Origin of the sequence: Pseudomonas batumici (assembly GCF_000820515.1) — a bacterium.
GTDB classification, from domain to species: Bacteria; Pseudomonadota; Gammaproteobacteria; order Pseudomonadales; family Pseudomonadaceae; genus Aquipseudomonas; species Aquipseudomonas batumici.
On sequence record NZ_JXDG01000005.1, the window covers coordinates 79,660 to 103,109 of the forward strand.

Genomic DNA, 23,450 nt, shown 5'->3' on the forward strand with positions numbered 1-23,450 from the left:
GAGTGGGCGAGCACACCGATTGCGCCGGCTCGCGGCGATTTCCAGGTTGTATCCGGCTAAATGTGAAGTGTGTCCGTTTCGGCTATTTCCTCTTTGCCGATTCCCTGACCATAATTGCCTCCTGTGCGACTATTAACCGAACAGTCCAAAACGACTACTCAGTATTTTGCAGGAGAGCCTCTTGCCGAGCGTATCCACTCAGCCCACCCCTGCGGACGCGGTGCTGCTGGTGCAACTGTCCGACAGCCACCTGTTTGCCGAGGCAGACGGCACGCTGCTGGGCATGAATACCCGGGACAGCCTGCAACGGGTCATCGATTGCGTGCTGGCGGAGCAACCCCGGGTCGACCTGCTGCTGGCCACGGGCGACCTGTCCCAGGACGGGACGGTGGCGTCCTATCGGCAGTTCCGCGAGATGAGCGCAGCAATCAGCGCGCCGGCGCGCTGGCTCCCGGGCAATCACGACGAGTGGCGGGAAATGGCCGAGGCCGCTCGCCACAGCGACCTGCTCGACCCGGTGGTGGATATCGGCAACTGGCGCATCACCCTGCTGGATTCCGCCGTGCCGGGTTCGGTACCGGGCTATCTGCAGGACGAGCAGCTGCAGTTGCTGGCGCAATCGCTGAGCGAAGCGCCGCAGCGGCATCACCTGGTGTGTTTCCATCATCATCCGATTTCCATCGACTGTCCCTGGATGGAGCCCATCGGCTTGCGCAATCCAGAGGCGCTGTTCGCCGTGCTGGACCGCTTCCCCCAGGTTCGGGCACTGCTCTGGGGGCATATCCACCAGGAACTGGACCGCGAGCGCAACGGCGTGCGTCTGCTGGCATCGCCCTCTACCTGCGTGCAGTTCGCGCCGGGCAGCGAGGACTTCAAGGTCGACGACAAGGCACCGGGCTATCGCTGGCTGCGCCTGTATCCGGACGGACGGTTGGAGACCGCGGTTTCCCGGGTCCAGGGCTTCGATTTCGAGGTCGATTACGGCGGCACGGGCTACTGACCACTTCTGCTTAACAAGTAGGAAACGTCTCAGGGCGAGTCAGGGCGCCGGAGTCAGGCTAAACTGCGCGTCTTTGTCTGCGCGGTGCCTGGCTTTTTTGCGAGAGCCTGCCAATGGAGAGCGATCACATGTCCGCTTCGATCCTGTATATCCACGGTTTCAACAGCTCGCCGCTGTCGCACAAGGCCAGCCAGTTGATCGCCCTGATGGAGCGTCTGGGCCTGGCGGCGCAGTTGCGGGTGCCGGCCTTGCATCATCATCCGCGCCAGGCGATGGTCCAGCTGGAAGCCGCGATTGCCGAACTCGGTCGTCCGCTGCTGGTCGGCAGCTCGCTCGGCGGCTACTATGCGACGTGCCTGGCCGAGCGCCATGGCCTGAAGGCGTTGCTGGTCAACCCGGCGGTTGCGCCGCACCGGATGTTCGATGGCCACCTGGGGCCCCAGCAGAACTTCTACAGCGGTGAAACCTGGGAGCTGACCCACGATCACGTGACGGCCCTGGCCGAACTGGAAGTCCCGGCCCCCCAGGACCCGCAACGTTTCCAGGTCTGGCTGCAGACCGCCGACGAAACCCTGGATTATCGTGCCGCCCAGCAGTATTACCGGGCCTGTGCCTTGCGTATCCAGGCCGGCGGCGATCATAGTTTCCAGGGCTTTGCCGAACAATTGCCGGCCTTGCTCAGCTTTGCCGGCATCGGTGCCGATACATACCAGGCGATCGATTTCTCGCGGCTCTGATGCCTGGCGGCACGGTGCCTTGAGAATGACCCCTATTCATAGACGACTGACGACGAGACCCCATGGCCACTCCCAGCGCTAGCTCTTATAACGCAGACGCCATCGAAGTCCTCTCGGGCCTCGACCCGGTGCGCAAACGCCCGGGCATGTACACCGACACCAGTCGGCCGAACCACCTTGCCCAGGAAGTCATCGACAACAGCGTCGACGAAGCCTTGGCCGGGCACGCGAAATCGGTGCAGGTCATCCTGCACGCCGACCATTCCCTGGAAGTGTCCGACGACGGTCGCGGCATGCCGGTGGACATTCACCCGGAAGAGGGCGTGTCGGGCGTCGAGCTGATCCTCACCAAGCTGCATGCCGGCGGCAAGTTCTCCAACAAGAACTACCAGTTCTCCGGTGGCTTGCACGGCGTGGGGATTTCCGTGGTCAACGCCTTGTCGACCCAGGTGCGGGTCAAGGTCAAGCGCGACGGCAACGAATACCAGATGACCTTCGCCGATGGCTACAAGGCCACCGAGCTGGAAGTGGTCGGCACCGTCGGCAAGCGCAACACCGGCACCAGCGTGTACTTTGCGCCGGACCCCAAGTATTTCGATTCGCCGAAGTTCTCCGTCAGCCGCCTCAAGCATGTGCTCAAGGCCAAGGCGGTGCTGTGCCCGGGGCTGTTGGTCAGTTTCGAGGACAAGGCCACCGGCGAGAAGGTCGAGTGGCATTACGAAGACGGCCTGCGCTCCTACCTGGTGGATGCGGTCAGCGAGTTCGAGCGCCTGCCGGACGAGCCGTTCTGCGGCAGCCTCGCCGGTAACAAGGAAGCGGTGGACTGGGCCTTGCTGTGGCTGCCGGAAGGCGGCGACAGCGTCCAGGAAAGCTACGTCAACCTGATCCCCACGGCCCAGGGCGGTACCCACGTCAATGGTTTGCGCCAGGGCCTGCTCGATGCCATGCGCGAGTTCTGCGAATTCCGCAGCCTGCTGCCGCGTGGCGTGAAGCTGGCGCCGGAAGATGTCTGGGAGCGGATTGCCTTTGTCCTGTCGATGAAGATGCAGGAGCCGCAGTTCTCCGGCCAGACCAAGGAGCGCCTGTCCTCCCGTGAAGCCGCCGCGTTCGTTTCCGGCGTGGTCAAGGACGCCTTCAGCCTCTGGCTCAACGCCAACCCCGAGCTGGGCATGCAACTGGCGGAGCTGGCGATCAGCAACGCCGGCCGGCGCCTGAAGGCCAGCAAGAAGGTCGAGCGCAAGCGCATTACCCAAGGGCCGGCGCTGCCGGGCAAGCTGGCCGACTGCGCCGGGCAGGACCCGATGCGTGCCGAGCTGTTCCTGGTGGAGGGCGATTCCGCCGGCGGTTCGGCCAAGCAGGCGCGGGACAAGGAGTTCCAGGCGATCCTGCCGCTGCGCGGAAAGATCCTCAACACCTGGGAAGTCGACGGCGGCGAAGTGCTCGCCAGCCAGGAAGTGCACAACATCGCCGTGGCCATCGGTGTCGACCCGGGCGCGGCGGACATGAGTCAGCTGCGCTACGGCAAGATCTGCATCCTCGCCGACGCCGACTCCGACGGCCTGCACATCGCGACCCTGCTCTGCGCGCTGTTCGTCCAGCATTTCCGTCCGTTGGTGGATGCCGGTCACGTCTACGTGGCGATGCCGCCGCTGTATCGGATCGACCTGGGCAAGGAGATCTTCTACGCCCTGGACGAAGCCGAGCGCGATGGCATTCTCGATCGCCTGGTGGCCGAAAAGAAACGCGGCAAGCCGCAGGTCACCCGATTCAAGGGCCTGGGTGAAATGAACCCGCCGCAACTGCGCGAAACCACCATGGACCCCAACACCCGGCGCCTGGTGCAGTTGACCCTGGACGATTTCGAGGCCACCGCGGAAATCATGGACATGCTGCTGGCGAAGAAACGTGCAGGCGATCGCAAGACCTGGCTGGAATCCAAGGGCGACCTGGCCGAGGTCCTGGCCTGATGCGCAACGGCCCCGGCGGCGAAGCTCCGCTGTCGGGCCCGTGCCTGTTGAACACCCCCGAATTCACCAGCGCGGCGCTACCAGCGCCGCGCCAGACTACGAACTGATGAGGCCCGCATGAGCGACTCCCTTGATCTCAGCCTGGATGGCGTAGAACGCCGGTCATTGGCTGACTTCACCGAACAGGCCTACCTCAACTACTCCATGTACGTGATCATGGACCGTGCGCTGCCGCATATCGGCGACGGCCTGAAGCCGGTACAGCGGCGTATCGTCTACGCCATGAGTGAGCTGGGGCTGGATGCCGACGCCAAGCACAAGAAGTCCGCGCGCACCGTCGGCGACGTGCTCGGCAAGTTCCACCCCCACGGCGACTCCGCCTGCTACGAAGCCATGGTGCTGATGGCCCAGCCGTTCAGCTACCGCTACACCCTGGTGGACGGCCAGGGCAACTGGGGCGCACCGGACGATCCCAAGTCCTTCGCGGCCATGCGCTACACCGAATCGCGGCTGTCGCGGTATTCCGAAGTGCTGCTCGCCGAACTGGGCCAGGGCACGGCGGACTGGGTGCCGAACTTCGACGGCACCCTCGACGAGCCGGCGGTATTGCCGGCGCGCCTGCCGAATATCCTGCTCAACGGCACCACCGGTATCGCCGTGGGCATGGCCACCGACGTGCCGCCGCACAACCTGCGGGAAGTCGCCAATGCCTGCGTGCATCTGCTCGATGAGCCCAAGGCCAGCGTCGAGGAACTGTGCAAGTTCGTCCCGGGGCCGGACTACCCGACCGAAGCGGAAATCATCACGCCGCAAGCCGACCTGCTGAAAATCTACGAAACCGGCCGTGGCTCGGTGCGCATGCGCGCGGTCTATCGCATCGAGGACGGCGATATCGTCGTCCATGCGCTGCCGCACCAGGTCTCCGGCGCCAAGGTGCTGGAGCAGATCGCCGCGCAGATGCAGGCCAAGAAACTGCCGATGGTCGCCGACCTGCGGGATGAATCCGACCACGAGCACCCGTGCCGTATCGTGATCATCCCGCGTTCCAACCGGATCGACCTCGACGAACTGATGCAGCATCTGTTCGCCACCACCGACCTTGAGTCCAGCTACCGGGTCAACATCAACATCATCGGCCTGGACGGCAAGCCGCAGTTGAAAAACCTGCGGACCTTGCTGGTGGAGTGGCTGGAGTTCCGCGTCAACACCGTGCGCCGCCGCCTGAAATTCCGCCTGGACAAGGTCGAGAAGCGCCTGCATCTGTTGGACGGTTTGCTGATCGCCTACCTCAACCTGGATGAAGTGATCCATATCATCCGCACCGAGGAGCACCCGCGGGCCAAGCTGATCGAGCGTTTTGCCCTCAGCGAGATCCAGGCCGACTACATCCTCGACACCCGCCTGCGGCAGTTGGCGCGTCTGGAAGAGATGAAGTTGCGCGCCGAGCAGGATGAACTGCTCAAGGAGCAGGCCAAGCTGCAGGCGCTGCTGGCCAGCGAAGCCAAGCTGAAGAAGTTGGTGCGCACGGAGCTGCTCGCCGATGCACAGACCTATGGCGACGACCGTCGTTCGCCGATCGTTTCCCGCGCCGAAGCCAAGGCCTTGTCGGAAAACGAGCTGATGCCGACCGAACCGGTAACGGTCGTTCTGTCGGAAAAAGGTTGGGTTCGTTGCGCCAAGGGCCATGATATTGATGCCACTGGGCTGTCCTACAAGGCCGGTGATGGCTTCAAGACCTCGGCCGCGGGGCGCTCCAATCAGTTCGCGGTGTTTATCGACTCCACCGGGCGCAGCTATTCGGTGGCGGCGCACACCTTGCCTTCGGCCCGTGGCCAGGGCGAGCCGCTGACCGGTCGCCTGACCCCGCCGCCGGGGGCGAACTTCGAATGCGTGCTGCTGCCGGAAGACGAGGCCTTGTATGTCATCGCGTCCGACGCCGGTTATGGTTTCGTGGTCAAGGGTGAAGACCTGCAGGCCAAGAACAAGGCCGGCAAGACGCTGCTGAGCCTGCCTAACGGCTCCCGGGTGATGGCACCCCGGCCGGTGACCGACCGTGAGCTGAACTGGCTGGCGGCGGTGACCACCGAAGGCCGGCTGCTGATCTTCAAGGTCAGCGACCTGCCGCAACTGGGCAAGGGCAAGGGCAACAAGATCATCGGGATTCCCGGTGAGCGGGTGGCCAGCCGTGAGGAGTACGTCACCGACCTGGCGGTGATTCCGGAAGGCGCGACCCTGGTGCTGCAAGCGGGCAAGCGCACCTTGTCGCTCAAGGCCGACGACCTGGAGCACTACAAGGGTGAGCGCGGCCGGCGTGGCAACAAGCTGCCGCGGGGCTTCCAGCGGGTTGATGCCTTGTTGGTAGAAGGTCTCAGTTAAGGCGGTTTAGCGTGTTCGTTCAGCGTTTTAGCAGGAAGATCGCTAGCGCGCACTGGAGTCACGGCGCATATTCACGGATGATATGCGCCTCTTGCGGCAGCCGCCCGGCGGCGTGCCCAAACGAATTTTTGGATCAGACTGTGGCAGGGCCTTCATGGCGGCCACTTGGATGGGATGATGACTGTTCTGCGCCTTCCTTTTATTGCGCTGCTGACCGGCCTGCTGGGCCTGGCGGGATGCAGCGTGCACCAGCCGGTTTCCCTGTACCAGTTGGACAGCGGCACCCCCGGCCAACCTCAGCAAAGCGCCGGGATGTCGGTGGTGCTCGGGCCGATCACCCTGGCCGATTACCTGCAACGCGAAACCCTGCTGCAGCGTCAGCCCGATGGCAGCCTGACGGCGGCGCCCGACGGTCGCTGGGCGGGCAGCCTGTCTTCCGACATCAATCAACTGCTGGTGCGCCAGTTGGCCTGGCGCCTGGACAGCCAGCGCGTGGTACTGGCGCCGGCGATTGCCGGGAGCACCCCGGATGTACAGGTATTGTTGTCGATTACCCGACTGGATTCCGGCGCCCGGCAACCGGCGATTCTCGACGCGCAGTGGCGTCTGCTCGACCGTCGTGGACAGGTGCGTGATAACCGCATCGTTCACCTGGAGCAACAGCACACCGGGACGTCGGCGGCGCAGGTCCAGGCCCAGGGTGAACTGTTGCAGCGCCTGGCCGAGCAACTGAGCGTGGCGGTCAAGCCGCTGGCCAATCAGGCGCCGCTGGTTGAAAACCGCAAGCCGCCGGCCCCGGCTCCGGTCAAGCAGGCCGAGCCCGGGAAACCGAAGATCCCGATGGCTGCGCCGATTCGCACGGATATGGAAGTGTTTCGCTTCTGAGGCCAGTGCCCAGCCAATAAAAAGCCCGCATCGAATGCGGGCTTTTTATTGGGGGAGGTACGCCGGACTATCGTCGTGCCTCGCCCCCTGTAGGAGCGCCGGTCGACGCTCGATTGCCAGCGATGAGGGCCGTAAGCCATGTGGCGATCCAGCGGACGCCATCGCCGGCAAGCCGGCTCCCACAGGGGGATCACTGTTGGGTTAGAAGGACCGTGATCAGCTTTTCGCCCGGGTCTCGTGCATCCGCGCCAGCTGCCGCTCCAGCATCGATGGGTACGGCTCCATCAAGCGTTCCACGCAGCAGGCGCCCTCAGGGCTGGCAATCGGCCGAATGCGCGCGCGCTGGCGAATCAGCGGGTCATCGCTGATCCGTCGCTCCACCAGCAGCAGGTTGCGGCTGTGTTGCGACAGCGCCAGGGCATCCTGGGCGGTTTCGGTCAACAGCAGGTCGATCTGGCTCATGCCGAACATCTCGTCGCCCAACGTCAGACCGAGCTGCAGTTGCAAGGTGATGCCGCTGTCGGCCACCTCGATCTGTAACTGGTGACCCAGTGCCCGGAGCAGCTCGCCACAGCAGATGGCGTTGGTCAGGTAGTCATCACCGCTGTCTTCGGTATGGAAGAGCATCAGGGTGCTGCCGTCGTTCAGGGTATGCAGCTCGCTCTCATACAGCGAGGCGGCCTGGTCCAGGCAGTCGCGGTAACGGTCCAGCAGTTCCGTCAGGCGTGCGCGTGGCAGGCGCCGCAACTGGTCCTGGGCACCCAGCTGCACCGCCAGCACCGCGCTGTGCTGTGGCTGGCTCGGCGCTACCGGCTGCGGCTTCACTGCCGCGCCGCTCGCGGCCCGTGGGCTTTCCCGCAGGTCGGCGAACGGGTCTTCATCATCCGACTCGTCTTCTTCAGTGCTGACGATATGCCGGGGCGCCGGCTTGGGCGTCGGCACCGCCGCCGTCTCGTCGAAGCTCGGATCGCGCAGGTTGCGGACCTGGAAGGCCGGCTCGGCGTCCGCTTCCTCGACGTCATCTTCGTCGTACTCGATTTCCGGCTCAGGCTCGGGCTCCGGTTTGACCGGGGCGAAGCGCGAATGCAGCTGGCGCGCCAGGTCGCCGATTTCATCCTGGCGCTGGGTCGCCGGGGTATGTTCGTCCATGTCCCGCAGCCAGACCCGCAGTTGCAGCAGCGGCGTGGAGATGTGCCGGCCCAGGCGCAGGCTCAGGGCCAGCGCCAAGGCCAGCAGGATCGCGCTGAGGATGCCCATGCTTTGCAGGCTGATGGTCATCGGTTGCTGGAATTGCGCCATGTCCAGGCTGATGCGCAGGTGTCCGGCGGTCACGTCCTGGAAGGTGATCTTGGTCTGGTAGAGGCCTTCGGCCTCGCCCAGCAGGCCGTTTTTCGGGCGCTGGCCGGCCTCGGCGAGGATGCGGTTGTCCACGCTGTAGATCGCCGCGTGGGCCACCAGCGGGTTCTTGGTCAGGTTGTTCAGCAGCACGTTGAGGCTGAGGATGTCGTTGGACACCAGCAGTTCCGTGGCGGAAGTGGCCGTCTGGGTGGTCAGGCTCTGGCCGACGGCGTCGGCCTGCTGGTGCATGGCTTCCTTGAATTGCAATCCCATCACGCAGGCGTAGATCACCAGCGCCAGCGCGACGAGAATCACGTTGTGGCTGGCAATGCGCAATGCGAGCGGTACACGGCGGTGACGCAATGCCCGGAAGATCAGCAGGAAGAAGTTATCGGTTTTGACTGGCGTGGGCCGGTTCACTGAGCGCGGCTCTTTTGTCCGTGAAGTTGACGCGCAGTATAGCGAGAGGCCCTAGACCGGCAAAGCGCTGGCTGTGCCCGATGGTCAGTGAAAGTGGGTAGAATGCGTTTTTTTTAACGAGCGGGGGTGCGCTTTGCGCGAAATCGTCCTGATCAGCATCAGTGGAGAGGACCGTCCGGGTCTGACCGCAGCCATTACTGGCGTGCTGGCACAAGCTGCTGTGCACATTCTCGATATCCGCCAGGCGGTTATCCACGGCAGCCTGGCATTCGGCATTCTGGTCGAATTTGCCAATGCAGCGCAGTCTTCGTCGTCGCTCAAGGACATTGAGGCCAGCATCTCGGGACGGGAGCAGCAGGTGCGTTTCACCCAGCTTTCCGAGGCCGAGTGCCAGGACTGGATGGCGAGCCCGGGCCAGAAGCGTCATGTCGTGACCCTGATGAGTCGCCATGTCACTGCCGAGCAGTTGCAAAGGGTGACCTCGATCACCGCGCGGCACGGTCTGGAGGTGGTGCAGATCGACCGTCTGTCGGCGCACGCGCCGGACACACCGTCGGCCCGGAGCAAGAGCTGCTTCGAGCTCTCCGTGCGTGGCGAACTGGCCGATCCGCAGGCCTTGCGTCGGGAGTTCCTCAACGCGGCCGAAGAGCTGAATGCCGATATCGCGCTCCAGGAAGACTCGCTGTTTCGTCGCCACCGCCGCCTGGCGGCGTTCGACATGGACTCGACCCTGATCGAGGCCGAAGTCATCGACGAACTGGCCAAGGCCGCCGGCATCGGTGACCTGGTCTCGGCCATTACCGAGCGGGCCATGGCCGGCGAGCTGGATTTTCGCGCCAGCTTCAAGGAGCGCCTGGCGTTGCTCAAGGGCCTGGACGTCAATGTGCTGGATGCCATCGGCGCTTCGCTGCGCCTGACCGAGGGCGCCGAAGTGTTGTTCGCCGAGCTGAAGCGCCTGGGCTACAAGACCGCGATCCTGTCGGGCGGCTTCACCTACTTCGCCAAGCAATTGCAGGCGAAATTGGGTATCGATTATGTCTTCGCCAACGAATTGGAAGTGGTGGATGGCAAGTGCACCGGCGTGGCCGTCGAGCCGATTGTCGATGCCCAACGCAAGGCCGACCTGCTGCGTGAGCTGGCCCACAAGGAAGGCCTGAGCCTGGAGCAGACCATCGCGGTGGGCGACGGCGCCAATGACCTGCCGATGCTGGCGATTGCCGGACTGGGCGTGGCGTTCCGGGCCAAGCCGTTGGTCAGGCACTCGGCCAAGCAGGCGATTTCGACCTTGGGGCTGGATGGGGTGCTGTATCTGCTGGGTGTGCGTGATGGGGACGGAAGACCCTAGAGGATCTTCCACAGCGAGCCGAAATCGTCTTCGGCAACGCCAAGGCCGCCGGCACTCGGATCGGTCTTTGGCGTCACCGGCTGTTCGAACAGGCGGTATTCGAACTGATTGAAGCTGCCGGTGCTGGCCAGGCGCTTGCTCAGCCCGGCGCGGCGCTCTTCACCGTTGCTGTTGATGAGGACTTTGTGCCCTTCCTGGAACGGCAAGCGCGGCGCCAGCAGCGTGGCGGGTACGCCGATGGCACTGATCTCCGGCAACAGCAGTGCCCGCAGGTACTGGCTGTTGCCTTCGCCGCCGCGCACCAGTTGCAGGCCGCAAGGCTGGGCATGCGGGGCCACCAGTTCGATGCCCATCTGCGTGCCGCCGCTGCGCACCTGGCGTATCCAGCGCACCACGGCCACGCTCCAGCCCTGGCTTGAAGGATCCTGAACCCCGACCATTTCGCCGGCCTGCAACTGGGCGGGCACCTCCCTGGGCCAGGCCAGGCAGTAACCGCCGGGGCTGTGGTTGATGATCTGCAGGCCATGGGTCGGGAAGTCTTCGGCACTATTGAAGGCCGCCTGACTGCTGTCGGCATCACTGACGTGATACTGGATTTCCTCGTAGGGCAGCAAGGTGTCGGCGCTGCCGGCGCGCTGGGCGTCGAAGGCGTGGCTCCAGGCATCCTTCTCTGCGCTGTTGGACAACTGCACCGCGAATTGCGCGGCCTTGCTGGCCGTCGGGATCTTGAGGATATCGCTGAAGGAGCGCTGGCCGCCCAGGTAGAAGTGCAGTGCGCTCATGCCGACACACAAGGTCAGGTTGCCCTGGCCCGGCGTGCGCTGGAAGGTGCGCTCGGCGGCTTCGCCCCAGGCGGCGCTCAGGTGCTGCAGCACGTCGAGGCTCAAGCCGTTGGGCACTTGCAGGCGCGACTGGCTGCGCAGGTCGGCGGGCAGTTCGAGGTATTCCTTGATGGCATCGACCAGGGCCAGGGTATCAATCCCGATCAGGGCCGGCAGTTGCTCGGCGGCGAACAACGACGTGTAGCGCGGCGGGGTGTCGCTGCCGGGCGCGACGGCGAACAGGCTCGAAGCCTGCTCGGCGCCTTGCAGCCTGACCAGCGCACTCCAGGGTTCGAGGACCTCGGCCAGCCGGGCAATGTGATTCTGGCGCATCTGGTTGCTGCGTGCGCAACCCAGCAGTAGCGCGACAATGTAGGTTTGTTCGACGCTCAGCGGCCGTGCCTGGCTGGCCTGTTCGTCGAACACCGGGTGGTTGTGGATCTGATGGGCAAGGGCCAGTTGATAGAGCTGGTGCACCTCGAACCAGAGGCTTTCCGGCACCGGACAATAGAGTTGGCTGGCACGCACCAGGGGCCCGTTGAGGCAGTGCAAGGCCCGTTGTATGGCGGTGGTCAGCAGGGTTGTGCGGTCCTTGCCACCCCGAGAGGCCACGCGCATGGCGATCTGTTTGTAGCCGATGGCCAGGTGGTTTTGCAGGGCCTGGCAGAGGTTGGCGACTTTTCTCGGGCGTTCGTCGAGGACGATCGACTGGTTGAGAAAATGCCGTTCCAGGTGCTTGCAGACGTAGTACACCTCGGGGCGCAGCAGTTCCAGCAGTTGCAGGCGGTTTTCGCTGGGGGTGCGCAGCAGGTTGAGTTCGCCCAGGCCCTGATACAGCAGGCGAGCGGTTTCCCCGAGGTTGGCTTTCGGCAGGCCGGCGATCCAGCGCTTGAGGTCGCGTGGTGTCGCATCGCAGAAAGACAAGCTCAACTGCGTAGGCGTCGGTGCGCGCAACAACAGATGGGGACTCGGATTGCTCATGTAGCGGTCCAGCTCCTGCAGCGAAACGACCTGGGCCGTCGACCGGCCAGGATGACTAAAATGATATCAATATAATGCCATCGCTTGGCGGGATTATGGGGCCTCTGCAGCCTGCCGGTCGAATCCGGTTGCGCCCTGTTGTCCCTGTCCAGGCCCGCGAGAATGACCCGCGAGCCTTTCAAGCCTAGTGCATATCAGGTTGGGGAGGCCAGGCCTTGGCCCATGCGCACGGGCGAGCCCGCCACCAGCCCTTCGGCCCATTGTACCTGCTGTGGCCCGAACAGCACGATGGCGGTGGAGCCTAGCTTGAAACGGCCCAGTTCCGCGCCTTTTTCCAGATGGATGGGCTGGCGGGCGGCTTCGTCGTAGCGCACGGTTTTCAGTTCGCGCTTGGGCGGTGTGACCAGTCCGGCCCAGACGGTCTCGATCGAGGCCACGATCATCGCGCCCACCAGGACCACGGCCATCGGCCCGCGCTCGGTATCGAACAGGCAGACGACACGCTCGTTGCGGGCGAACAGCTCCGGCACGTTTTCGGCGGTGGTCTGGTTGACCGAGAAAATGCGCCCTGGCACGTAGACCATTTCCCGCAGGGTGCCGGCCAGGGGCATGTGGACCCGGTGGTAGTCCTTGGGCGACAGGTAGATGGTGGCGAAGTCGCCGCCCATGAATGGTGCGGCGACGGCCGCGTCGCCGCCGAGCAGTTCCAGCACGCTGAAGCTGTGGCCCTTGGCCTGGAAGACCCGGCCGTGTTCGATCGGGCCGAGTTGGCTGACCGCGCCGTCCGCCGGGCTGAGGATCGCCCCCGGGGTTTCATCCAGTGGCCGGGCACCTTCTTTCAAGGCGCGGGTGAAGAAGGCATTGAAATGTTCGTAGGCGGTCAGGTCCTCGACCAGTGCCTGGGACATGTCCACCTGGTAGCGCTTGGCGAACCAGGCGGTAAAGGCGTTCTTGAACCAGCGCACGCGGCATTCGGCAATACAGCCGGCCAGGCGCGACAGCAGGTGGTGGGGCAGCAGGTACTGGCTGAGGATGAACAAACGCTTTTTCATCAAGGATCCTTGGAAATCTCAAATCTCTACGGGGGTGTCGGGGTGGTTGCCCCATTCGCCCCAGGAGCCGGCATAACCTTTGACGCGCGGGTAACCGAGCGCCTTGGCGACCAGATAGGTAAAGCCAGAACGATGATGGGTCTGGCAGTGGGTGATCACTTCCTTGTCCGGGGTGATGCCCAGGTCGGCGAGGATCTGCGGCATGTCGCGGCGGATGCGCAGCTGGCGCTCCTTGTCCATGCCGGCGGTCCATTCGAAATTCACCGCGCCGGGGATGTGCCCGGCCTTGGCGGCCAGGACTTTCTCGCCGCTGTACTCCAGCGGGCCGCGGGCGTCCCAGATGGCCAGGTCGGCGGCCCCGAGGCGGCTTTGCAGGTACTCGCGGGTCGCGGTGGGTTCGTCGTGCAGGGTCAGCGCCACGGGGCCGCCGACAGCGGCGGGGGTGTCGCAGGAGACCGGCAGGCCTTCGCCCAGCCAGGCGTGCAGGCCGCCGTCCAGGTAGTGGTAACGGCCGTGGCCGATGACGTCCAGCAGCCAGATGAAGCGTCCGGCCCAGCCGCCGCCTTCGTCGTCGTAAACCACGTAGACCGCGTTCGGGTTGTGGCCCAGTTCGCCGAACAGTGCCTCGAGCAGGTCCTTCGGCGGCATCAACCCGGGTGCTGGCGGCAGGCCCAGTTGGGTGCGCTTGGGATCGACGAAGCGGGCACCGGGAATATGCCCGCTGGCGTAGCGGGCGCTGCTGGTCAGGTCCACCAGGATCAGTTCGGCGGCGTCGAGACGGGGCAGCAGGTCGCTGGGCTCGATCACCAACGGCAAGCCAGAGAAGTCAGGCATGTGAGGTCTCCAGGGCGCAAAAGGGGCGATTGTAGCGCAGCGTCATGCGCCGCGGTTGGTAAAGGCGTGCAGCGCCTTCTCGATGCACTGTGCGGTTTTGCCGAAGGCCTGCACGGTCATTTCCGAGAACGGGCCACCGCCCTGGTCGGCCAGCACCAGCATGACCACCCGGCCATTGCAGCCCAGGGAGCGCAGCAGCAGGTGAGTGCCGCGGAACTGTGCCCGCAGGTTGGTGGGCAGCAGGGCCGAGAACTGGGCGTTGTTGGTCGGGGTCAGGCGAATCTGCGCCGGCTGGCTCAGCAGCCGTTGCAGGACCGGACTCGGGCTGACCTTCAGTACCAGGCCGGCCGACTCTTTCTCCAGCCCGGCGATCTGGTGCACCCGCAAGGTGCTCTGGGTGCGATCGGCCATCAGGATCATGATCCGGCGCAGGCCGCAGGCGTTCAACGCGTCGCGGGCGACACCGGTCAGGTGCATGGCGTTGGTGAACCGGCTGGGTTCGGCCAGCAGTTCGGCGCAGTGTTTGCGCCAGATCGCCAGGGCGGCGGGCGAAGGGTCGGCCGCCGGTAGCAGGTCGCTGTGGATGCGCCGCATGCTGCCGCGCCAGACCAGCGCTTCGGCCGGGTGCCAGAGGTCCGCCATGCTGTGCTGGTTGGCGCTCTGCGCCGCCTGCTGGTGCAGTTGCTGCTGCAACTCGTCCATGGACTGTTGCAGGTACAGGCTGGTCAGGTACTGCCAGCGCAGGTGGTGCGGACTGTCCCAGGCCTGTTGCGCCGAGAGGGCCAGGCCGTTGGCCAGCAGCACCGTATTGGCGGGTTGGTTGAACCAGCGGCGTAGTTCCGGATCGTCGTCGAGCTGCTGTTGCTGGTGCAGGCGGTCCTCGCTGTCGCGGGCAATGTGCAGCACCCGGGCCAGCATGCGCAATTCGGTTTTCACCAGTTGATAGCCCTGGGTGACCCAGTTCGGCAGGCGCCAGATATCGGCCAGTGCCTGGCACAGGTCCAGCAGGCGCACGCCGAACAGTTCCCGCTCGACGGCCGACGCCGACTCATTCCGGTGAATCACCCGCAGTTCCCAGTCTTCGAGCAGTTTCGGGTGAGTCACGGCCAGCGGCCAGAGGGGCGAGAGAAACAATAGGCTGCCCCAGTGGATGTCCTGCCAGAGCCGCGCCAGGCGGGCGGCGAACAGGCCGTTGGCCTGCTGGCTGGCGTGCTGGCTGATCAACTGGAGCTGGCGCAGGACCACGGGGATTTCTTCCGGAGCCCGGGCCGGCAGGCGCGCCAGCAGTTCCTCGGTGCGCTTCAAGCCTAGGCGATTGATGGCCACCTCAAGGTTTTCCGCCGGCTCGGTCATGCTGCCATGGGTGTGCTGGTTGGCTTCGCGGATGACGCTCAGCGCCAGGGCCGGGCTGTCCTGCATGAACTCGGCGATATCGCGCAGTGAGCTGCGGCTGTCGCGGATAGCGCGGCAGACACGGTCGTGACTGTCCTGGGGGACGGGCAAACGCACGGCTTGCAGCAGCTTGATCCAACCCTGCAGCGTGTTCGGTTTTTGCGTGGAGACAGTCGTTTCGTTAGCCATATTCGGACGCGATCATCATCACAATTGACGGGCCCGTAAGGGCTGGGTAGGCGCTGCGCAATCGGCCCGGCAAGGCGGCGCGTGGCCGGTTTACTGGCTTTTCACCTGAACTGACTATAGTCTGGCGCAGTTTTGCCGATAAGTAGAAGAAGAGATTTATTAACTTCCGAATATGACCTTGAACCCGACTCAGTAAGTGCTCTCTACCTATGGCTAAAATTATCGGCATCATTGTCGTATTCGCGAGCGTGCTCGGCGGGTACGTGCTTTCCCATGGCAAGATTGCCGCCCTGATCCAGCCCTTCGAGGTGATGATCATCGGTGGTGCGGCCTTCGGTGCGTTCCTCCAGGCCAACCCGGGCCACATGACCATGCACGTGGTCAAGAAATCCCTGGGCATGTTCGGTTCGCGCTTCAGCCACACCTTTTACCTCGAGGTGCTGGGGTTGATCTACGAGATCCTCAACAAGAGCCGTCGTGAAGGCATGATGGCGATCGAAGGGGATATCGAAGACGCCGCCGCCAGCCCGATCTTCGCCAAGTACCCGGCCGTGCTCAAGGACGATCGCATGACCGCCTATATCTGCGATTACCTGCGCATCATGTCCTCCGGCAACATGGCACCCCATGAGCTGGAAGGGTTGTTCGACATGGAACTGTTCTCCATGAAGGAAGAACTGGAGCATCCGGCCCATGCCGTGACCGGTATCGCCGACGCCATGCCCGGCTTCGGTATCGTCGCGGCGGTACTGGGGATCGTGGTGACCATGGCCTCCCTGGGCGAAGGCGACCAGAAGTCCATCGGCCTGCACGTGGGTGCGGCGCTGGTGGGGACCTTCTTCGGTATTCTCGCCGCCTACGGCTTCTTCGGCCCGTTGGCGACGTCCCTCAACCACGATGCCAAGGAAGAGCTGAACACCTATGAAGCGATCAAGGCTTCCCTGGTAGCCTCGGCCTCCGGCATGCCGCCTTCGCTGGCGGTGGAGTTCGGGCGCAAGGTCCTGTATCCGAAGCACCGTCCCAGCTTCGCCGAGCTGGAACAAGCGGTTCGCGGTCGCTGAGTCATGGAAAACAATCAGCCGATCATTATCAAGCGCGTCAAGCGCTTTGCCGGCGGGCATCACGGCGGCGCCTGGAAAATCGCCTTCGCCGACTTCGCGACGGCGATGATGGCGTTCTTCCTGGTGCTGTGGCTGCTGTCCACCGCCACCCCTGAACAGAAGATCGCCATCGCTGGTTATTTCAAGGACCCGATCGGTTTCTCCGAGAGCGGTACGCCCTACATTATCGACCTGGGCGGCTCGCCGGTGCTGGCGCCGGACAAGACCCTCAACCCGGAGGTCAAGTCCCAGCCGCAGCCGGACAAGGTCACGGTCGACACCGATCAGGTCGAGAGCATGGCCGAGCAGGTGGAGAAAGAGCGCCTGGAACTGCTGCTGCAGGAATTGCAGAAAAAGGTCGACGAGAGCCCGGAACTGCAGAAATTCAAGGACCAGATCCAGTTCGAGATCACCCCGGATGGCCTGCGGATCCAGATCACGGACGCGGAAAACCGGCCGATGTTCGACTCCGGTAGTGCGCGTCTGAAGCCTTACTTCGAAGACATCCTGCTGGCCATGGCCGACACCATCAAGGCGGTGCCGAACAAGATCAGCATCAGCGGTCACACCGATGCCAAACCCTACGCCGGCACGGGCGACTTCGGTAACTGGGAGTTGTCGGCCAACCGCGCCAACGCCGCCCGTCGGGCCCTGGTGGCCGGCAGTTATCCGGACAAGCAAGTGGCGCGGGTGGTGGGTTATGCCTCGTCGTCGCTGTTCGACAAGGCCAATCCGTTCAATCCGGTCAACCGGCGCATCGATATCGTGGTGCTGACCAAGAAGGCCCAGAAGGCCATCGAAGGCGAGCAGGGCGCGGATGATGCCACGCCTGCGCCAAGCTCGGGGCAAGGTGCTCCGGGCGAGGTACCGGCGGACCCGAACGCACTGCCGGCGGACCAGCAGCCGCTGCCGGCCCATGAGCTGCGGCAACGCTTGAACATCTTCGAGGATGGCGTATTGAAGATGGATGAGCCGGGCAAGCCCAAGACGGGCTCGTAAGCCAGACAACAAGGCCGCGATGATCGCGGCCTTGTTGTTTCACTCGCCTCAGTAGCTGTCTTGCGGCAGGCTGGCGATGATCGAGCGGTAGCTGTTCATCCGCTGCTGCTGTACGCGGCCGTCTTCCAGGGCCTTGAGCAGGGCGCAGCCGGGTTCGCGGTCGTGCTTGCAGTCGCGGAAGCGGCAGGTGCCGATCAGGTCGTTGAATTCGATGAAGCCGGCTTCGACATCGGCACGGCTCACATGGCCCAGGCCGAATTCGCGAATCCCCGGGGAGTCGATCAGTTCACCGCCGCCGGGGAAGTGGAACAGCCGCGCGGTGGTGGTGGTGTGGGTGCCCTGGCCGGACAGCTCGGAGAGCGGGCCGACGCGGGTGTCCACCTCGGGCAGCAGGCTGTTGACCAGCGAGGACTTGCCGACCCCGGACTGGCCGACGAACACGCTGATGCGCCCGTCCAGCTGTTGCTGCAACTGTTCCATGCCATTGCCGTGATGGGCCGACACTTCCAGCAGCGGATAGCCCAACTGCCGATAGACCGCCAGCAGGGCATTCAGGGCCGGGGCGTTGTGCTCGTCGATCAGGTCGAATTTGTTCAGTAGCAGCAACGGCCGGATGCCGGCGTGCTCGGCAGCCACCAGGTAGCGGTCGATCAGGTTGGCATGGGGTTCGGGCAGTGGCGCGAAGACGATCACGATCATGTCGACGTTGGCGGCCACCGGCTTGAGCTGGCCGCGGCTGTCCGGGCGCTTCAGTTCGGTGGTGCGCGGCAGTTGCGCGACGATCACGCCGATACCCTGGTTGCCGGCACGCCAGACCACCTGGTCGCCGGTCACCAGTGCCGGCAGGTTGGCCCGCAGGTGGCAGCGGAACACCTGGCCCTTGAGCTCGCCCTCCAGCGCCTCGACTTCGACCTGCACCCCGAAGTGCGCGATCACCAGGCCCGTCTGCTCGGGTCCCAGGTCGCCGCCTTCCAGCGCTTCCACGGCCTGGGATTCGCGTTTGGCGGCGCGTGCGGCGCGTTCGCCCTGGATCTTTTCGATGCGCCAGTTCTGGCGGCGGTTGAGCTGGCGTTTGGCCATGGGTGTTCCGTGTCGTTGAATCGGCGGTAGGGGTCGAGCGGTCGCGAGTTTAGCACGCCCGGCAAGCGCGGCCTGCGCTAAACTGTGCGGCTACGCCGAGGAGCCAACCCATGCAAAACCCACAGAACCTGATCTGGATCGACCTGGAGATGACCGGGCTGAACCCGGACACCGACGTCATCATCGAAATGGCGACTATCGTCACTGACAGCAACCTCAATACCCTGGCTGAAGGTCCGGTGATCGCGATCCATCACAGCGATGAGATCCTGGCCGGCATGGATGAGTGGAACACCCGCCAGCATGGCGGTTCGGGGCTGACCCAGCGCGTGCGCGAGAGCCGCATCGACATGGCCGAGGCCGAGGCACGGACCATCGCCTTCCTGGAGCAGTGGGTGCCCAAGGGCAAGTCGCCGATCTGCGGCAACAGCATCTGCCAGGACCGGCGCTTTCTCGCCCGCCATATGAAGGCACTGGAAAGCTATTTCCACTACCGCAACCTGGATGTGTCCACCTTGAAGGAGCTGGCCGCCCGCTGGGCGCCGGAAGTGCGTGACAGCTTCCAGAAGGGCAGCACGCACCTGGCGCTGGACGATATTCGCGAGTCGATCGCCGAGTTGCGGCACTACCGCGAGCATTTCATCAAGTTCTGATCAGCACCGGTGATGACTGCGCTGCGCTCTTTTGGGGCGCGGCGCAAATCAGTAGACTGCGCGCCTTCTCCTGCCCGGATCGCCATCATGTTGCTGATGCTCTACCTCGTCGCCATTACCGCTGAAGCCATGACCGGCGCCCTGTCGGCCGGACGGCGCGGCATGGACTGGTTTGGCGTGGTGCTGATCGCCTGTGTCACCGCACTCGGCGGTGGCTCGGTGCGTGACGTGCTGCTGGGGCATTACCCGCTGACCTGGGTCAAGCACCCGGAATACCTGGTGCTGACCTCGATCGCTGCAATGGTGACGGTGTTCATCGCCCCGTTGATGCGCCACCTGCGCTCACTGTTCCTGGTGCTCGATGCCCTGGGCCTGGTGGCCTTTACCCTGATCGGCTGCATGACGGCCCTGGAAATGGGCCAGGGCCTGATGGTGGCCTCGGTCAGCGGGGTGATCACCGGGGTGTTTGGCGGGGTGCTGCGAGATATCTTCTGCAACGATATTCCGTTGGTCTTCCGTCGCGAACTCTATGCCAGTGTCTCTTTTGCGGCGGCCTGGTGTTTCCTGGGTTGTACTTATTGGCAGCTGCCTAATGAACAGGCGATTTTGATCACGCTGTTCGGTGGTTTTCTACTGCGTCTTCTGGCGATTCGTTTTCACTGGGAAATGCCGAAGTTTGTTTATAATGACGAAGCCTAGTGGGCGTATATATCTACTTCTTTAAGCCTCATTATTGATTCGTTCGGGTAGTGTCTGATCAACAAATTCCGTTTTTCTTTTGAAAAGGACTGCGCGTAGCCTTGTGACTCATAAGGAGTAATAAGGATATTGCGATGTTAGAGTCTTTTCCCCCTGGCAGCCTCCCTTCGCGCCCCCTTGTGCAGGGCGGAAAACTACTGTTCGACTATGGCGTGAACCACTATGAGGTCGCGGGTGGTGGATTGAACAAAGACAGCCTGACCTGCCTGGAAGCGGTTCGGCGCACGTTGAAAAAATATGATGTTTCCTTGCCGGGGCTTTATCTGAAGGGTAAGGAGATCTACGCCGCCCTGGGCGAAAATGCCTATGTCCTGGGTCGGATTTATACGCAGGGAGCGAATGAGCAACGCATTCTTTATCCTTGTTTTCGAGATGATTTTGTATTCGATTTTCTGAAGGAAATGCCGGACTTTTCTCTTTGGAAAGCGATGAGTGAAGAATCAAGGGAGGCGTATACAGTCCTTAAATCGCAGTTGCTGAAGACGCCCGGCGCCGAAGAACATCGGATCAACTTCGTGCTGACCCAGGACTTTACGAACCAGGCCAGTCTGGAGGGCGGGAATTTCAGGGGAAAAAAAGAAGAGCTTGAATTTTTGCATGGGCTCCTTTCTCTTTGTCAGGTGGGTGTCGCACAGGCAAGGATGAGGGTATTTCGAGGGGTGGTCCTGACGAATGCCGTGGTCTCCGCTACGAAAAACAATCGGCGTAAACGAGCCGTCGAACACTCGTTGAATCTGCTGGTGGGGGATGACGTTGCCGATATCAGGCTCTATCAGGTCATCGCGCTGCAAAATGTTGCCAACCGTAGGACCATGCAGTTGCTTTCCACGTACTATAAACGATGGAAAGGACGCATCAAAACACGACAAGACTTTATAAGTTTCCTGTCTGCCCTCAATCTTCGCTCAATGCCCATCGGTTACTTTACCGGCCTTCACCAGTTAATTGCATTGAGAGAGCATAATCTGGCCCAAACCCTTCTTTCTCTCCCCAACGTAGACTCTGTTGAGTGGCGGCGGATGCTGCTCAGTATCCACGAGGAGTTTGCTATTTTTAGAGAAAGAACCCTGGATAATCTAATCACTCCTGGCGGTCGCGTTTATTTTGCTTTGGGCGCGGATTATACGCTAAGCAATAACCACCTGGTGATCGGGTACGCTTCTTCCGCCGTGACGGGCGTACCTTTTGATGGGACTGTCAATGTTGTAGGGCATGGCATCGATATAGAGGGGCGTGTTCTCGGACACGCAGAAAAGGTAGCGAATTGGCTATACAGTAATTTGCTCGCGACCTATACCGAGGCGGGGTTCAAGAAATTAAAGGTTGTCAATTTTCAGTCTTGTCATATTTCTCAAGTGCTGGCCACCCACATCACGCTTCTTCTTCTGGAGAAAGCGCTGCCTCATTTTGAAGCAGATAAGATCCCCAATGTGCTTGTCGTCAGTAGTCCCACGGCATCTCTTGCCTTAACCGTCGACCCTACACTCGGGCATCTGTCGAGCCGCTGGCAAGAGCATCATCTCGTTTTGCCGGGCCATGTTCTCAAGGCGTTCAGGTTTCTCATCAGTACCTACCCCTATATTCAGTTGGCGGTCAGGGAGCATTTTGAATGGCCGGGCCATGAGCTTAATTTGAGCAACCCTTCATTCGTGGAGTACTTGAGGAGTACCAATGTTCTCAAGGTGAGTCGGATATCTCCCGTCGCGGGTGCTGAGTTGGAAACCGTATCGCTCAGGTATTTCAGGGGTGTTGTAACTGAGTTTTTTAATACTCGGCAGCGCGGTGTTGATGAGTATACCCGGCTCATCCGCGAACATTTTCCCGAGTCCGTTGACGCGATTCGCTCATTGGTCGCGGTCGCCTCTATAGCGGAGGCATCACAGCTATTGCCCGTCGGTGAAATCAAGACAATCAGAAAAGTAGTAGAGTTTCTGGTGAGTTTGAAGGTGGCCAGGGAACGACGTGATTTCGTGGGCGGCTATAATCTCTATACGACCACCAAATTAAAATTCCTGATTGATCCTTATGATCCTGTCGGTCCGTTGAAGATAAGGAGTTTCACGGATGTGATTTTCCGGCTGTGTGGTAGCCCGGTACCTAGCAGCGAGTCGAATTACCAGCTTGCTTACAAGAAGATGTTTGTACTCGATAAGCGGGATTACTTCGAGATGACCAACATCAATATCGATGCGGCCGCCCGTGAGTTTTTCAAAAATATACCCCATGTAGAATTCACTCCGGAGATATTCCTTTCTTTTCAAGATGCGAGCCCGCAGTCGAACACTATAGTGGTGGACACGGCCCTGCGACAGAGTCTTGTGGGCAGCGAACAGTTTGGCGTGTCGACGCGGGACCTGAGAGCAGCACTCGAATCAGGCGAGGAACCGCGGATTCTTCCCGCCATCGATCAGCTGGAAAACAGCCTGAAACGCAAGAAGGCGCTGCTGCAGGACTCGGCGTCCTTGAGAAACCTGCAAGAGACCCAGGAAAACCTGGGCCGTGCCAAGACCGCCCTCGAGAAGAAACAACTGTCCCCCGCCGTCCTGAAGACCACCGCGCGCATGGCCGCCGGCTCCAGTCGCTTGCTCGGGGCATTCGGGGTTTTCGTGGACTTCCGGACCCAGCCCTTTCACCTCGATTTTTCTTCGGTCAAATCGGGCCTGTTCAGCACCAGCGATTCACTGGCGGTGGTCAAGGGGGTCTTTGATTTCACCTCCGATGTCGGGCCGGCGCTGGCCTTGCGCCTGGCCTCCAGCGCTTCGCGAGCGCTCTGGCAGCCCAGGCTGGATCATCTGTTCTTCAAGATGAACAAGGTGCTGCTGCCCCTGGATGTGCTGTTCACGGCGGTCAGCCTGTATCGCAATGTCGAAGGCGCGCGGTTGGCGAAGACTGCCGAAGAGCAGGCGCTCTATATCACCATGACGGTGATCGACGGGGCCTCGTTTGGGGTGAGCCTGTCGGGATTTATCCTGATTGGTGTGCCCGGGGTGGGAGTGGCCTTGATCCTGGTGGGGATGGCCCTGGCCGTCGTGAATATCCTCTTGAATGCCATCGTCAGTCTCTCCCAGCTGGAGAACTATCGCTGGGACGAGAAGGTGGGGCTGTTTTTCAGCAACCTGTTCGGCGCTTCGGCGCTGCCGGGTATTTTGACCCAGCAGCAGATGCGCCAAGCGGCGGATCAACTGTTCACAGGCTTGCGGGAAGAGGGCATCGATCTGTTGCTAACGCCGATGATCAATGACGCGGACGATCACGATCAGACCAACCCGCTCAAGGATATTGGGGCAGTTAGCCAGAACACCAGCGTTCGCCAGCAGCCCAGGGGCTATACCTTGTCCCCGTCGGGACTGACCTCGGATGACTTGAGATTCTGGGCGGACTCCAAGGACAAGGAAAAGACCGAGCAGGTCCACAAGGGCTGGTACCTACGGCGCCGGGAGTCTCGCCGGGGGCGGGAGCGCAAGCTGATGGTGACGATGCCCTCGACGCCGAGCACGCGGCTGGAGGTGCTGGATTTTGGCC

General features: G+C 62.5%; 17 protein-coding genes. 11 read left to right on the forward strand and 6 right to left on the reverse strand.

Going from position 1 to position 23,450, the window contains the following annotated elements; translation table 11 throughout:
* Nucleotides 1-181 precede the first annotated feature (181 nt).
* The 5 genes from cpdA to UCMB321_RS03190 all read left to right on the forward strand — a co-directional run bounded on the left by cpdA (nt 182) and on the right by UCMB321_RS03190 (nt 6,965).
* Nucleotides 182-1,000, forward strand: a complete 819-nt coding sequence (cpdA, locus tag UCMB321_RS03170) for a 3',5'-cyclic-AMP phosphodiesterase (RefSeq protein ID WP_040063812.1) — start codon at nt 182-184, stop codon at nt 998-1,000.
* Between the two features lie 128 nt (nt 1,001-1,128).
* A complete protein-coding gene (locus UCMB321_RS03175; RefSeq protein ID WP_040063814.1) occupies nt 1,129-1,737 on the forward strand; it encodes a YqiA/YcfP family alpha/beta fold hydrolase in 609 nt (202 codons plus the stop codon).
* A gap of 62 nt (nt 1,738-1,799) precedes the next feature.
* Nucleotides 1,800-3,704, forward strand: coding sequence for a DNA topoisomerase IV subunit B (gene parE / locus UCMB321_RS03180; RefSeq protein WP_040063815.1), 1,905 nt, complete (start codon nt 1,800-1,802; stop codon nt 3,702-3,704).
* 117 nt (nt 3,705-3,821) lie between these two features.
* Nucleotides 3,822-6,080, forward strand: coding sequence for a DNA topoisomerase IV subunit A (gene parC / locus UCMB321_RS03185; RefSeq protein ID WP_040063816.1), 2,259 nt, complete (start codon nt 3,822-3,824; stop codon nt 6,078-6,080).
* A 177-nt stretch (nt 6,081-6,257) separates the two neighbouring features.
* A complete protein-coding gene (locus UCMB321_RS03190; RefSeq protein ID WP_209437122.1) occupies nt 6,258-6,965 on the forward strand; it encodes a PqiC family protein in 708 nt (235 codons plus the stop codon).
* A gap of 216 nt (nt 6,966-7,181) precedes the next feature.
* Here UCMB321_RS03190 and UCMB321_RS03195 read toward each other — a convergent pair whose 3' ends face one another.
* Nucleotides 7,182-8,723 carry an AhpA/YtjB family protein gene (locus UCMB321_RS03195; RefSeq protein ID WP_040063818.1) on the reverse strand — a complete coding sequence of 514 codons (1,542 nt, stop codon included), beginning with the start codon at nt 8,721-8,723 and terminating at the stop codon, nt 7,182-7,184.
* Between the two features lie 133 nt (nt 8,724-8,856).
* On the opposite strand from UCMB321_RS03195, the gene serB reads away from it, so the two are divergent.
* Nucleotides 8,857-10,068 (forward strand): phosphoserine phosphatase SerB, encoded by a 1,212-nt coding sequence (gene serB / locus UCMB321_RS03200; RefSeq protein ID WP_040063819.1) that lies wholly within the window; start codon nt 8,857-8,859, stop codon nt 10,066-10,068.
* Here the strand turns inward: serB and UCMB321_RS03205 are convergent.
* The 4 genes from UCMB321_RS03205 to UCMB321_RS03220 form a co-directional block, all read right to left on the reverse strand.
* Nucleotides 10,065-11,870 (reverse strand): hypothetical protein, encoded by a 1,806-nt coding sequence (locus tag UCMB321_RS03205; protein WP_040063820.1) that lies wholly within the window; start codon nt 11,868-11,870, stop codon nt 10,065-10,067. The two genes, serB and UCMB321_RS03205, sit on opposite strands and share 4 nt — an antisense overlap.
* A gap of 194 nt (nt 11,871-12,064) precedes the next feature.
* A complete protein-coding gene (asd, locus tag UCMB321_RS03210; RefSeq protein WP_040063821.1) occupies nt 12,065-12,922 on the reverse strand; it encodes an archaetidylserine decarboxylase in 858 nt (285 codons plus the stop codon).
* A gap of 18 nt (nt 12,923-12,940) precedes the next feature.
* The gene (rhdA, locus tag UCMB321_RS03215) at nt 12,941-13,756 is read right to left on the reverse strand and encodes a thiosulfate sulfurtransferase (RefSeq protein WP_040063823.1); all 816 of its coding nucleotides are present in this window, start codon (nt 13,754-13,756) and stop codon (nt 12,941-12,943) included.
* 42 nt (nt 13,757-13,798) lie between these two features.
* Entirely contained in the window at nt 13,799-15,337 is a 1,539-nt protein-coding gene (locus UCMB321_RS03220; protein WP_040063825.1) for an HDOD domain-containing protein, read from the reverse strand.
* Between the two features lie 209 nt (nt 15,338-15,546).
* Here UCMB321_RS03220 and motA point away from each other — a divergent pair, with 209 nt between their 5' ends.
* On the forward strand, nt 15,547-16,398 hold the full coding sequence (gene motA / locus UCMB321_RS03225) for a flagellar motor stator protein MotA (RefSeq protein ID WP_040063826.1): 852 nt from the start codon (nt 15,547-15,549) through the stop codon (nt 16,396-16,398).
* 3 nt (nt 16,399-16,401) lie between these two features.
* Nucleotides 16,402-17,436 carry a flagellar motor protein MotB gene (gene motB / locus UCMB321_RS03230; protein ID WP_040063827.1) on the forward strand — a complete coding sequence of 345 codons (1,035 nt, stop codon included), beginning with the start codon at nt 16,402-16,404 and terminating at the stop codon, nt 17,434-17,436.
* A gap of 48 nt (nt 17,437-17,484) precedes the next feature.
* On the opposite strand, the gene rsgA is transcribed toward motB, so the two are convergent.
* On the reverse strand, nt 17,485-18,516 hold the full coding sequence (rsgA, locus tag UCMB321_RS03235; RefSeq protein WP_040063829.1) for a small ribosomal subunit biogenesis GTPase RsgA: 1,032 nt from the start codon (nt 18,514-18,516) through the stop codon (nt 17,485-17,487).
* Nucleotides 18,517-18,626: 110 nt separating this feature from the next.
* Between rsgA and orn the strand changes: the two genes are divergently transcribed.
* The 3 genes from orn to UCMB321_RS03250 all read left to right on the forward strand — a co-directional run.
* Nucleotides 18,627-19,169: an oligoribonuclease gene (orn, locus tag UCMB321_RS03240; protein WP_040063830.1), complete on the forward strand. Its 543-nt coding sequence runs from the start codon at nt 18,627-18,629 to the stop codon at nt 19,167-19,169.
* Between the two features lie 84 nt (nt 19,170-19,253).
* Nucleotides 19,254-19,868, forward strand: a complete 615-nt coding sequence (locus UCMB321_RS03245) for a trimeric intracellular cation channel family protein (protein ID WP_209437124.1) — start codon at nt 19,254-19,256, stop codon at nt 19,866-19,868.
* Nucleotides 19,869-20,002: 134 nt separating this feature from the next.
* Nucleotides 20,003-23,450: hypothetical protein (locus tag UCMB321_RS03250; RefSeq protein WP_052451063.1), on the forward strand; the 3,448-nt coding region annotated here is incomplete at its 3' end.